This is a genomic window from Aeromonas sp. ZOR0001 (genome assembly GCF_000801015.1).
In the GTDB taxonomy this organism is placed as follows: Bacteria; Pseudomonadota; Gammaproteobacteria; order Enterobacterales; family Aeromonadaceae; genus Aeromonas; species Aeromonas veronii.
Genome location: NZ_JRJY01000135.1, coordinates 17,939 through 31,329 on the forward strand (window position 1 = coordinate 17,939; position 13,391 = coordinate 31,329).

A 13,391-nucleotide genomic window follows, 5' to 3' on the forward strand; every position below is an offset into this window, starting at 1 on the left:
GGAAACGTCAGTCACCTGCTGGCCGATCTGCAAGGCAATGGCTAGTTAAACGAGTGTCTTAATAAATTTGGCAAACGCGGGTTTACGCAGCTAGTTGTGAGAAAGGTTTTTTTGGAGGTCAGATGAGCATCTGTGAACTGCAAGCCATTGAAATGCTAGGGCAAGCTGGTGATGGCATCGACCCTATCGCCGACGAAGGCGCATAACAGGGCGATGAGCAGCATCTAGGGAGTAATAGCTCGTTTTCGTATGCAAAAACAACAATGGTGAGCAATGCGTTCGAGCTCGACGGGGGCAAGGAGTTGATTGAGGTAGCAGTAGGCGGCCATAATGGTCATGGCTTCAGGCGTGTCGGTTTTGTTTGGTGATAAACCAGATCAAAAAGCATTGTTTTTATATATATTTCAATTCTTTGCGGCTAAAAATCCTGTGCGTGATGTCAAGATGGCGTAAAGAAAACTGGGCCGGTCAGGACTAAACGCCGAAACACTCGGAATAGAGGCTCAATCAAGACTCGTCAATTGAACGACTTCTTCATCGAAATAAACAGGGTCATGCAGGAAGGAGGCCTATTTGCGACAACTCCAACCGCTCAGATGAGATACCAGATTGACGTCAAATGGGGCATCGACGATGCCCCTCCGACCTGTATTAAACTTTCGGATGACTAATGTAATTGCCAACTCGCAAGAAGGTTTCATGCTTGTTTGGCGAGTAGACGCACAACACACCTTGCTTGTTGGCTGCAATGTGCTGCCAAGTGCCTTCTTCGAGAACCAACTCCGCAAAGGATTCCCCTTTCTGACTCACGTAGAGCATTTCGCGGCCCCAATGTGTCCAAAATAGGCTCAGGTCCTGCAGATGGGTGCAGTCATTGATGCTGATATCCTTGGACTGAAGATTCCATTCGTAGCCATTCTTGTCTGACTTCATCACACAACCCGAATAGAAACAAAACAGGCTAGTGCCCATACGTGTGATGAGCGGCGAATCGTAGTTGTCGTCGTCATTGGTCCAAGTGCAGTTTCGCCAGCCTTTTCCAAGAATATAATAGCTGACGAATGAGGATGCGTTGTTCTTCTTTTTCGACTTCGTATAGAACCAGTCGTACTTGCAGAATACGAGCAAGGAGTTTCCGTCGGGCAATAGCTGGAGACTATCCACCACGATCCCCTCAGAAAAGTTAGGTGTGTCCTCCCAGCGCTGCCATTGATCATCTAGGTTCGCTGTGCAGAATACGGCTACCTTGTCGTAGCTGTTGGTCTTGGTCGAATCGAAGATAATGCCTTTTTCAATGTAGGAGTACTCCTTGTTTTCCTTGAAGCGCCAGAGCCACAGGCCGTTGAAATAGACGACATCTTCGGTGCGGGTCAAGTGATAGCTCGGTACGTCTGGAAAGTGACTCTGTTTCCAGTTCTGTGCATCACTGGAGTAATAGAAACCATCACCGTAGCCCGCCATGGCGATCCACATACCGTTCACGAAATCCAATTTGCTGATGTACGGTGAATCTTCGGCGGCGCTAAGGAGCACGGTGTGCCAGTGCTCACGATCAAGGCTGCGATAGACCCGACTATCATTATCGACGATCAGCCAGATGGTGCCGTCTGTCTTGATGAACTGAATTTTCTCTGGATCACAGGGCGGGTGTTCTACCAAATTCCACTCAATGCTGAAAAGATGATCACATCCATCTTTATTAATGGTGACCGATTGTTTTGCTAGTTTATCCTGTTGTTGCTGCTCTAGCCGTGCGGCGTACTCTTTTGCCTTGAGTTCAACCACAGATTCGTCGAATCGACCGTCCTTGAATAAGGACAGCTGCTTGGCAACATAGCTGCAGGCTTCAGAGAAGGAAGTCAGAGTGTTGTCCAGCTGGCGTTCTAAGTGACAGAACTGGTCGTGCCAGTCTTCGTTAGTAGCGGAGTTGTCCAGATCAAAATCTGTGTAGCCGGACTCATCATTGTACGTAATCGAGGGAATGCTCCAACGACTCATGATGCGATTCCCTTGGTGCAGCGTGTTCGAATGCGCAGAGATGAACTCACTGATCTTTTTCCGCATTTCGTTAAGCGAGGAAAGACAAGAACTACGACCAATGGCATATGCTGTTCCGCCGACTTTACTACTGACTTTACTCAGGAACGAGTCATCACCCCAAGTTTCCATGAAAAACGAATAATCCGAGGATTTCATTGCCACCGTCGTTAGTTCGAGAGAAAGACGTACTGAGTCGACGCTGATCTTGTCCAATTGGGTGCTTATCTCGGAAAAGGTTTTTACGAAGCGCAACTCGCGGTAGTGCACGATGTTCTTCCAGCCATGAGTATGCTGCTGCAGCTTCTCCGCAGCATCAAGTATGCTCTCCTCATCCTGCCCGGTGAGCATCGTCATCAGACGGGGGAACTGTTCCTTGAGCTGCGTAGGCTTGAGCACACTAAAGATACGTTGTACATGAGGGCTTTCTATCGGTTTCAGGCACAGCGTCAACAAGAAGAATGCATCGAGTAGCCAAGTGTAGGCCCTGTCATCGCTCTTGAGCAGACTTTGCAAAATCTGCTGATATTGTTGCGTCTTGAGAGGGTTGTCTGCCAGTACGGAGATTTCAGCTATTACCTGCGGGCACCCAGCCTTGTGCGCCAATAATTCGAGAAACTCCCGGCCTTGTCTGTTCAATGACGCTGAGTTTTCGATGCTCAGAGCTAACAACAAGAGATAATTGTATCGGGCGTCAACATCGTCAGTGCTGTCGAAGAAGGTGTGGGAGTGGATGTCTGGCAATGACGACACCAGTGCAACCGGTTCGCTGTTTGCATTATCGGCGACTTCATCAGGCAGGGCGTTCAGCCCATTCTGATCCTTGTAAATCTCCAAGGTCAGCAGACTACCGCCGATGATTTCCTCGATCAGTTCGCGCACCTTGTACTGCGGGTTAAGGCCGGAAAACACCTTGTCGAAGAATTTGGAAATGATGAGTCCGCGTTTCTCGTCACTATCGCAGAGTTCGCCGTCCGAGATCATATCGTTGATACGCTCATACTCGTCGGAGAGGTAATACAGCGAATTAAACGCCAGACCTGGGATATTTATCTGGATAAAGTCCGAATCGGCAACGTGCTCTTCAAACGACAGCTCGATGTCAGAGCGATAGCGTTCAATGCCACAGACTTCGATCTGATCTATCAAGTCGATGATGAAACTCAACAACTCGACTTCTTCATCGTAGTCCACGTCCAGCTTTCCCAGCGTAACAAGCAGATGATTGATGTCTTTAGTAGTCAGCATTATGCCGGAATGACTGCGTATAAAGTCATACGTCAGGTGCAGTACCAGCAGCGCTTTGGGCATCGACTTGAAGCGGCGCTTGTTCGCCTCGATATTCAAGGACCATTGATGAAAATGGGTGTTGTTCTCAACCCGAATAAGACGACTATTGAGCTTGTCAACGGCCTGGAAGAGGAATTCACGAGTCTCGATAATGTAACCGTTCATCGTGCTCAGATTGTTGCGAATTACTGCAATGCTCTGGGCGCTGATCAGGTTCTGCTGCTGGAGTTGCTGGAGGTAATGCCAAGCACATCTCTGCATATGCAAGGTGTCACGCTGGTTGTGCAACTGGTTTTGGCTGTTCTTGCCACTGATCGCGCCTGCAAACCGCTTAAAAAAACCGCTCTCTGTTTGTTGCTTCAAGCGTTCTTCGCTACATGTGATCAGCCGTGAAGCATCCATTGCCAGTTGATGGGTGAGTGCTGCGTTGTTTCGGTGCTGGGCAACGAGAGCCTCGACCGCTTCCTGTTCCGAGGCATTCAGTTGCTGTTCGAACATGTTATGAGGAGCTGCTTCGATCGTTTCGTTCATTGATAATATCCCTTAAAGATTATCGATCAGATTCTTCAACTGTGTGCTTTGGTTTGCCATGGTCTGGACTTGGTCTGCGAAGTGACGTTCGGACAGATATAACCCCCTGTGGAACTCGGCATAGAAAGACTGCGACATCTGCAGATATTCCAGAGAGTCATGCATAATCATTGTGTTGCTAGCCACTAGCTCGGTGGCTTCCAGAGTCAGGCGGAAGTTTTTCTCAATGTGATTGTCGATGGCGATGCTCATAGCCATTGTGGTGATCAGACCACCGATGATGCCGCCGACCAATGCGCCAATCGGTCCGCCGAGAGCACCGACTGCAGCGCCCACCGAGCTGCCGACAACGGCTGCACCGGACTGCAAAAAGTTGTGCCCAGAACGAGTTTCGAGTTCTTCGCGGGTGATCTTACCTGCCGCGAACAGCACGATGTTCTGAACCACATCCACCGCACACACTGCTGCAGTAGCCACGCCGTTGTTGGCGAAAGTTCGTTTGAAGGCCGTACCTGCAAACATTGCTGGCAATTTCCGTGCGGTCATGCTGACCGCTGCAGTGGCGACACCCGCTTTCAGCGCACTATCTCCAGCGGCGATAGCCGTATCTTGCAGAATTTGGAAAGTGGCTTGTTCCGCAGTGATCTCCCCATCTCGTACACGTTTTATCGATTGGAAGGTGTTGATACTGCCAGCGATAACAGTGGTTATGACCGCAGCTGATTTCGCTGCGCGCAGGCTTTGCTGGACAGTAGACTTATTCAGATAACCGTTCTGCATGTTTTCATGCAGCTCCTTGCCGGTCTTATTCCCGCCACCTAAATGTTCGGCATCCCGCTTGCTTAGTGGGGTCGACTGAACACCATCTACGTCAAGATTACCTGTAGTCTTTTCACGTACCCTTTCGGCAGCTTTGGATACACCTGGACGAGTTTGCTGGTTTCGCAGCATGTCACGTTCCGCTGCGTCCTTGATCTGCTCTATCTGGTCTGCAGGGCCGATAAAAGCATCGCTGTCCTGATATTGATGGATACCATCTTTGGTGGACCTGAATGCCCTTTGGGTTGCCTCGCCATCTTTGAAGTATTTCAGCTGAGCCCCGAGCAATTGTTCATCGCCTTTCATCACAACGATATCGTGGGTCGTATGGTTTTTTGTGAGTGGCGTATTGGTGAAGTTGTCGGTGAAGGCCCGAACGTCTTTGTCTTTAAGGATTGCGTCTAGGTTAAACGATTCCGCGTGCCAGGTCTCGGCTGCGAATCCGCCCTTTATCGCGCTGTTTTGTGCAGTTCCGGCAACTTTGTCGATAATAGCGTTCGCTTGATTGATCTCGTGCAGCATGTTGCCGATCTGCTCTGATGCTTTCGCAGGCCAGATCGGGCAGAGGCTGATTGAATTGTTCAATGCTCTTTTACGTTCGTTGTTCATAAAATTATCCCTAATCATCGAAATACAGAGGTCGATCGGTGCATGATCACGAGTGAGGTTGGTGACCTGGTTCTGAATAAAGAGTCCTTAAGTTGTTTAACTTCAGCCGGATTTCATCGACCCAGACCTGAGGTGCATAGACCCGAATGTTGTCGTTGAGCCCAAAAATCCACCACAAGGTTTCTCGATCCAGCGTTACCTGTGCGTGCAACCGCTTCCAAGCTTGGTTGGGGAGATCGCTAAGGCTCTGAACTGTGCTAAGCGGAGTCTCGTTGAGCAGGATGGCAATCTGCGGGTGTACGTCAGCAATCAATTCAGTCTGAACATCGGTTTGTCGATGGCTAAAAATCCCAGTGTCGATATAGTCATCGATGTCGAATGTGGCGTGTAAATCTGCAGCGTCATCTAGCACCCGGATCTCACATATGCGATGCAGGGCAAACTGTCGAAGATCGTCGTAGCCATCCACCGACGCCACCAGATAATTAATGGCATGTCGTGACACTAGCCCTGCAGGATGCAGACGGAAATGTTTGAGCTCATTTTTGCTACGGCTCTGGTAAGCCACTTCCAGTATTCGGTGTTCCAACAAGCCGGTTGAAACGTCTTCCCAGACCTGAGGCACAATGTCGGCAGGAATCAAGACTTTGCCACTAGGAATCGCTCTGACCCTCTTTGCCCAATCCGCCAAATCGTTATTGCCAAGAACGCGTAAAAAGTTTCGGGCGCGCCTGAATTGAGGGGCTAGCTGGTCCAGCACTGCTTGTGGGAGCAAAGTGGTCAGATGCCTTTCGGAGAAATAAAGCGCCAGCGCTGTAGGGGTATCCATGTCTTCCAGTTTCAGTGGCGCGTCGCGAGTGAAACTCCAGCGAAAGGGAAGCTCACTGTCATCGCACTGTAGTGAAAAGGGGATTGATAAACTATTCAAATCTCGCTGCACGGAGCGCAGCGTCACAGTAAAACCTTTATCTCGGAGCTTTTCCAAAAGTGTCGTTGTAGCAATACGCTGTGGCTCGGTGGGAATCAGCCGCAGTAATGCAAAATGGCGCAACAGCGTGTCTTTTGTTTGAGACATAGCAACTACCTTACATGGCCAAGACTGTTCTTGGCATCTCGTTTGGGGCCATTATATTCGCGATAGAAGGTCTAGTCTTTCTGTAGGACTACGAATGTTCCGGTCATTACTTCATAAGAGACTCCACTCTTGCTGTTATTGTCCTTATAGGGGCGACAAATGGTGTCGTCCAAGAGTCTTGCGAGTTCAGTTGCGTATTTCGACGAAGTTGAACAGCCATTCCGGCCAAGGTGAACACCCTGCACCGATGCTTAAGCCCATCAGGTATTTTAGGGGCTACCTTCCAGTGCCTCGAGTTGCGCGATGTGATCGTTAATCCGCCTAAGGGTACTGATGGCCATCGATTTTTAATCGACCAAACAGGTGGAATGTGCCGACAGCACCTTGGGAATGTCTCTGGGCATGGGAATCGTTAAAGGCTTGACGCTGGTTGTGGGGACCCTGATGCCACCCATATTGCGCAGCGAATTAGGTCACCTACTCACAACTGTCAGTGGCCAGATTGGTGTATTTGTCGCATTGATCGGTGTAGGCCTAGTCACCTAGGCTGGGCATCAGAAAGAAAGTGCCTTGGACACAACTACCCAAGAATTCAACCTGAAGAAAGGGTTGTTGATGGCAGTGATGTGCGGAATTTTTCCCTCGGGATTTGCCTTCGGTCTGAAAGCAGCAGCCACCATTCGGTAGGCATCGCTGGCACTGGATATCAACCAGCTCTACTGTCAACGCCGTCTTGCCGAGCTACGGCATCATTATGGGCAGTGGGGCCATCGTCAACATGGCCTAGTGCTTCATTCGGCTGGCAACGCGCCCCCGAACTGTCACTGCGCAATGATCTAGCCCAGCCAGCGTGGAGGTTGCTGCTCAATGGCTTGCTGGCCGCGGTCGGTGGCATCATGTGGTATCTGCAGTTCTTCTTTTATGCCTAGGGTGAAGCCAGCATTCCAGACTATCTGTCCTTCGTGAACTGGATGTCGCACACGAGCGGTTATGTGTTGTGTGGCGGTATCGTGGGGCTGTTGATGACGAAATGGAAAGGGGTTGGTACCCATCCGGTTCGTTTCCTCTGTAGTTATCGTCGGTGCCGCCAATCTGGTCGGCATGGGCATGGCATAAGGAGTGACAAGATGATCCGCAAGGCATTCCTGATGTCGGTGCACCTAGGCTGCGAGTAACTGTTCACCGGGGACATATTGACAGCTGTATCTTCTTGTAGGTCGTAGATGAATCATCCATTTCATCGTGCCAATAAGCCGGTAAGGCAGAAAATTCCTCTGCCACTTTGGGGCTGACAGTCCTCTGAGGCGAAAGTCAACCCAGTCCCGGTGAACGGTTACGGCTGCGAGGTGGAATACCGTCGCCGTCACGATGAACTCTGGCCCGAGCTGGCAGCAACCCTGAAGGCGCACGGGGCCAGCAACTACAGCATCTTTCTCCACCCGGAGAGCTGTCAGCTGTTTGGTTACGTCGAGATTGAAGATGAGGGACGCTGGCGCGAGGTGGCCAGCACGGCCATCTGCCAGCAGTGGTGGGCTTACATGCAGGAGATAATGCCATCGCATCCTGACAACAGCCCGATCAGCACAGAACTGACATCACTCTTCTATCTCCCCTAATACAGGCTGTTGTCTGAAGCAATAATAAACAGGGGTGGGCATAATGATTATGCCCGCTCCTTGTGTTTAGGCTAGGTGTATTTTGGGTACCCTTGGTCTGCCAAGGCGAGGTTGGGACGATGGTGTCTCCATGCGTCCGAAGGTCCGGCGTCTGGCTGGCAATATCGCCAATATTTGCGTATCCAGCTTGGTCAGATAACTCAGCGCATTAATCAGGTTTATGCGCTTGGTTGTAGCGCTGTAGTGAACCATCCCAATCCCATCAGTGCCCCATCCCCGATATTCCTCCCGCCTGACTTGGCAGTTGTAATAGACCCCGCTATTGTCGGTTATATCCTCCCACCGCTCCCCCAGCGCTCTACTCAGCGAGATATCTCGTTGGTGTACAGCCCCATTAAAAATGAACGTAATGTGGGTATGAAAACGTCTATCAACACCGTACTCCAGTTTCCAGATATAGCCTACCAATGCAGGATATTTGTTCTGTATTCGACGAAGGTAACAACGTAGGTCATTCGTCACGAGGTCTAACGTTAACTGGTCGTAGTAGTCTTCGTGATAGCCGATATCCAATCGGATGACTAATAGTTTGGCATGCTGGTCGAATAGGCTATTAACATACGTCGCTATACTGAGCTGATTGCGGTTCTCAACGCGTTTAAGGTTCTTGAGGCACTTACGGTGCGCCGTACTCTTGAACTCTCTTAGAAACGCATACAGCGCGTTATTAATATCCCTGGCTAATTCGTCACCGACATCACTATCAAGATATCGCTCATGGATGAGATGCAATCCATAAACCTCTCGCATATGCGTTAGGAATAGCGCTACCGTTGGATGCGCTGACGATACCTCCTCATGACAATAAAAATAATCACACACGGTATCCAACGCATTAAACAGTTGGGTTGATAGCCTACGGTCAATGCAAGTGATGCGTGACTTACCAAGGGCTGAATTAACAGCCCTGACAATAGGAAGCGTTGTATTTTGGAGCAGGTCTGTTATGGATAGGATATTTAATAGTCTGACTGAATTAAACATGGTGGCCTCGCTTAGGCAGGAGTAACCCTACGCTGTGTTATAGACACACGCGTATATAGGGGCGATTGGTGGAGTGGTATTGGCTAACTATGCTGGTGGTAGCATGACCACCACATGGGAGTGGTGTAATGGTACGCGATAGTGGTAATGGTTATTGGTTGTATATGGGGGGCTGTACATAGCGTAGGAATAGTATTGAATAGAAGTGATATTAAATAATAAATATACCTAAACGTGATACGCCTGCCTCACCTACGAAAATACCAAAAAACATATATAAGAAGGAATGGTTATTTCCCTAATCCATTATCCTATCAAGGCATGACTTATAACACTGGAAGTTATGGAGCTCACTAGGGATGGAAAAGAACATTCAAGACTGGCTTCTACCAATAAGCCAGCTGTCAACATCGTGCTCAAACCAGCCAATAGAGGACTGACCTATCTTGAAGGGTTTGGGGAATGTCTCGTCATAACGAGGAGATTTGGGGTTAAGCCAGTCATAGATAGTAGACCTGGCCATGCCAATCTTGTTGGTGAGGTCCTTAATGCGCAGGACTTTGATGGTGTTGTTCATGGTGTGTACTCCTGATGATGTAGTGGGTTGTTTCATCAGAAGAGCGGGCCAGTGAAAAAAAAGATGGTAGTTCAGCGAGCTGAGTGGTCATGATGCCAAATACAAGTATGTGCCTTCATATTGGTAACTTTCTATGGTTTGGAATGGTCACCCTCTCGGTGCACATAGGTAGCGATAGCCGGAGTAGTAGCCATAGGTAGGAGCATGCACATAGCCCATGGAGAATGAGTGAAAATTCAGATGAGCTTCGCTTTGCCATGCAAAGTCACTTCCCATGTTAAGTGTGATCATGGTTATGTACCATGATTTGTAGCTAAGTGTGCGAGGTGGACATCTAGAAGTCCGCAATTTATTTCTTTGCATTTTTATCGTGATATTCAGCCGGAGTTATGGTTATTTGATAGACAAGTAATTCATCATCATAGCTAGTGACGTAAAAGGAGAATACTCATGACTGACGAAATTGATGTGATAGCAAAAGAAGAAAGGAGGAAGGTAGATAAGGGAGAAACAGAAGAGATACTTAAAAAGTTTTCAATTTATGAATATAGTGACTCCCTACTGAAAGCAGCTAAAAGAAATAGGACATATGCCCATATTGCAGCTACGATCAGTAGAGGTTTTATGCTCAAAACATCTGAAATTGATGACTATAGACTTCGTTTTATAAAATCTCTTGGGGTGAATAGACGCCATTACCTGAAAAAAAGTCGGATTGTTTCGGGTGACGCTGATTTCTTTGAACGAATTTTTATGTTGCTTAGATATATTGGGACTATTCGAGAATACAGTTATTACCACTTGCCTATGATTGGTCGGCGGATTTTTGAAATAAGTAATTTGGAAGATGAGCAGAGTGTTAACAAAGCATTCGAACTAATAAATGATAGAATGGCAAGTCAAAAAGATTTATTGCCTGTGTATAGTGCGGTACAGAAGAAAGATATTAGAAAAATACTTAGAAGGCTAATTTCATCAAATATTAATGCATTTATTTCAGATGAAAGTTTTGAGAGGCATTTCAATGTGCACCCTGCAGTGCCATATTTTATTAAAGCTATAAAGTTTCATAGGCTGTCAATTGGTTGCGATACTGATTTCAATGAATATTACTCAGATGATGTTATTGGTGGGTTGGTAAGCTTTCTTAACGTTGTCTTTGACTCGAATAGCTATAAAGAAAGTGTAAGGGTGAGAGTATTTAATGTTGAGCAAAATATTAAATCCATATTTGGCTACGTAAAAGAAAAAGAGGAAGGGAAAGCTCGTTATGTGGTCAGGTTTAGCTTGGGTTTCAAACAAAAAATAGAGAATATGTATGCTAAAGATGATGACATCCATATTGAGTCAAGCAATGTAGCTACACAGCCTGAAACAAAAGGCTTGAATAAGGAACCATTGAAAATTGCTTCCCAAACCGAAGGCTTCAAAGATAAGCTAGGAGAGTTAGTAGAAGGACGGCGCAAGCTTTTCATAAACTGCTCGAGAAATCGATTGTTTAGGCATGTAGATGGATATATTTGGAAGTTGGACTATTGCTCTGTCAGAGGATACTACATGCATGTTTTTTTGTTTTTAGGTCGAGGGTGGGAGCATGAACTTGACATAAGAGAGACGATCGGTCAGCTCTGGAAAAGTACTATCATAAAAGACGGCGAAGGGGATGTTTTTGCTTATCCTGGAGATCGGTATGAGTTTAATTTGATGGATGGTGGTAATAGTAGTCATGCTTTATATGAAGAGTTAGAGTCTCTATTTAGGCAGGATATTTTAGCCCATGTGGACACAATCCTTCCAAATGGTAAAAAAGCACGTTCTTTTGGTAAGGGAGCGCAACACAAGCCAGTAAGGAATAGATCTAAATATAAATTTTAGCAACAGCCCAAGGATGAAAGTAAATCCACAAAATTTAGCAATGGATTACTCAAGCACGCTAAAAAAATAAATTCGCAGCTTTTGGCGTTATACTTTCATGGCTCGAGTGAAGTATTGCTCATATCTGTGCTTTCTGGCTGGCCAGAGGCGATAAGGCTGAGCATTCCAAGTGGCAGAAGGTCTATCAGGAGCACCTGCAACAGACCACCTGACAGGCAGGACTAATGGCCAGGGAAGGCGCCGCATCAGCTATGTGCCCATCAGGTGGCTGCGTAGCATATCAGGCTAAACAGGCTCATAGAAGGAAGCGGCCATCGGCCGCTTCCTTCTTAGGTCTGATTGAGCTGAAAACTCAGCGTTTACCGAATGTCCCTTGGATTACGTTCCCCATAACATCAGGTGATTTTTCTACTTCATGTTGGGCTATTTGATGTTTCACAATATCCCCCCACCGAAGAAATAAACTCCTCAGTTTTTCAGGGTTACGTAAAGCACCCGACTGATAAGTTCGCAGGAGTTTGTCACTGATCTGGTGGTTCAGCATATGCTCTATCTCTAGAGGTCCTGCACTAAGTTCAATTCCACAGCAGTTTGCAACACTGCGCCGCAGGTCGTGTACGCTAAAAGGCTCAAGTTCAGCCAGCTTACGCTTCTGTAGCCGGTCAAGGGCACGCATAAGTGCATCACCAGTGATGGCATGACCCAGCTTCGTCGTGGATTCGAACACATATGGACTGGTAGAGGAGGTTATAATTCGCTGCTCTGAAATGATTTCCTGAGCCAAAGGCGACAAGGTCACCACATGCGGGCGCCCATTCTTGGTTTCCGGGATCGTCCAGCGATCACCATCCAAGTGTGCCCATTGCATCGATATCACTTCACCTCGACGAACCGCGCTCAATATGACGATTTTAATTGCATTGGCGACACTTCCAGAAAGAACAGAAGTCGTAGCAATGCCACGGCCACCAGCTGTTAACGCTCCGCCACCTTCAACGCCCTCTTCTAATGCATGCCACAAGGCTCGTAATTCAGAGATTGGTAGCCAGCGATCTCGAGGTGGATTAGGGGTCGCATTGTACACTTTGGGTTTGAGTGCCAACGTGGGGCTCATCTCGATAAGCTGTCGTCGCATAGCCTCCTCCATCACCTGGTTCATTATCCCCATTGCTTTGCGAAGCCCTTCCAGAGAGACCTTCTGTAGCTTCTGATAGTGTTGGTGGAGGACGGCCATGGTGATATCGCAAACTCGATATTTACCAAGGACCTTTTGCAAGTGTGTTTGGTAGATTCGACGATAATCAGTGACGGTTCGAAGGCTAATCTCTGATCGAACGCCATCACGGCGTTTTACGCTGGCTTTGTGGCTAAGCCATTGCTCAAACAGTTCATCAAGCACGAGCATCTGTTCGTTCTTTTGTTTAGCTTCTGCAACAACCTGACGGGGATCGATGCCCTGTTTGACTTGCCCCACCGCAACACAATGTCGCTCACGAGCTTGAGCAAGTCCCATCGCAGGGTATAGTCCAAGTACCATGGTTTGTTGCTTGCCAAGTAGCCTAAATCTATACACGAAGCGTTTTTGCTTACCGGCCCGAACCTCGAGTGATAACCCGTTACCATGTTTAGAGCTGATAGCAAATCGGGTTGCGGTTGCACCTTCTTTAAGCTCTGCTGCCGCGACTTGTCGATCTTGAGAAATCATCCTAAAACCTCGTATTGGGGTACCACATGGGGTACCACATTTGGCATCGTATAGGGTTGTATGTCGTTGGACAAGAGTGAATTTGATGTGTATTTAACTCATTGAATTTTATGTAAATGAATTTGTTTGTTGGATTTATCAAGACAGGATTAAACGTGAGTTTATTGACTTCGTAATGCGAAGGTCAGGAGTTCGATTCCCCTTATCGGCACC

At 47.7% G+C, this 13,391-nt stretch carries 9 protein-coding genes and 1 pseudogene; 4 read left to right on the forward strand and 6 right to left on the reverse strand.

All coding sequences use genetic code 11. The features are described 5' to 3' along the window. Positions 1-651: 651 nt before the first annotated feature. From L972_RS16895 to L972_RS16905, 3 genes are read right to left on the reverse strand one after another with little or no spacing between them, the layout of a single operon-like run. The gene (locus L972_RS16895; protein WP_047439745.1) at positions 652-3,858 is read right to left on the reverse strand and encodes a hypothetical protein; all 3,207 of its coding nucleotides are present in this window, start codon (positions 3,856-3,858) and stop codon (positions 652-654) included. A 12-nt stretch (positions 3,859-3,870) separates the two neighbouring features. Next, positions 3,871-5,286 carry a hypothetical protein gene (locus L972_RS16900; RefSeq protein ID WP_047439747.1) on the reverse strand — a complete coding sequence of 472 codons (1,416 nt, stop codon included), beginning with the start codon at positions 5,284-5,286 and terminating at the stop codon, positions 3,871-3,873. A 46-nt stretch (positions 5,287-5,332) separates the two neighbouring features. Then, positions 5,333-6,361, reverse strand: coding sequence for a helix-turn-helix transcriptional regulator (locus L972_RS16905; protein WP_047439749.1), 1,029 nt, complete (start codon positions 6,359-6,361; stop codon positions 5,333-5,335). Positions 6,362-6,751: 390 nt separating this feature from the next. On the opposite strand from L972_RS16905, the pseudogene L972_RS22155 reads away from it, so the two are divergent. The 3 genes and pseudogenes from L972_RS22155 to rhaM all read left to right on the forward strand — a co-directional run bounded on the left by L972_RS22155 (position 6,752) and on the right by rhaM (position 7,977). After that, positions 6,752-7,048 (forward strand): annotated as a pseudogene (locus L972_RS22155) (L-rhamnose/proton symporter RhaT). 284 nt (positions 7,049-7,332) lie between these two features. Continuing rightward, positions 7,333-7,536: an L-rhamnose/proton symporter RhaT gene (locus L972_RS22205; RefSeq protein WP_331428943.1), complete on the forward strand. Its 204-nt coding sequence runs from the start codon at positions 7,333-7,335 to the stop codon at positions 7,534-7,536. Positions 7,537-7,707: 171 nt separating this feature from the next. Then, the gene (gene rhaM / locus L972_RS16910) at positions 7,708-7,977 is read left to right on the forward strand and encodes an L-rhamnose mutarotase (protein ID WP_231560942.1); all 270 of its coding nucleotides are present in this window, start codon (positions 7,708-7,710) and stop codon (positions 7,975-7,977) included. A gap of 66 nt (positions 7,978-8,043) precedes the next feature. Here rhaM and L972_RS16915 read toward each other — a convergent pair whose 3' ends face one another. Then, entirely contained in the window at positions 8,044-9,021 is a 978-nt protein-coding gene (locus tag L972_RS16915; RefSeq protein ID WP_331428944.1) for a YagK/YfjJ domain-containing protein, read from the reverse strand. Between the two features lie 373 nt (positions 9,022-9,394). Then, complete coding sequence (locus L972_RS16920; protein WP_024945106.1) at positions 9,395-9,598, reverse strand: helix-turn-helix transcriptional regulator; 204 nt, start codon at positions 9,596-9,598, stop codon at positions 9,395-9,397. Between the two features lie 450 nt (positions 9,599-10,048). On the opposite strand from L972_RS16920, the gene L972_RS16925 reads away from it, so the two are divergent. Further along, complete coding sequence (locus tag L972_RS16925) at positions 10,049-11,473, forward strand: inovirus-type Gp2 protein (RefSeq protein WP_047439757.1); 1,425 nt, start codon at positions 10,049-10,051, stop codon at positions 11,471-11,473. A 352-nt stretch (positions 11,474-11,825) separates the two neighbouring features. Here L972_RS16925 and L972_RS16930 read toward each other — a convergent pair whose 3' ends face one another. After that, a complete protein-coding gene (locus L972_RS16930; RefSeq protein ID WP_047439759.1) occupies positions 11,826-13,178 on the reverse strand; it encodes a tyrosine-type recombinase/integrase in 1,353 nt (450 codons plus the stop codon). Positions 13,179-13,391: the final 213 nt, after the last annotated feature.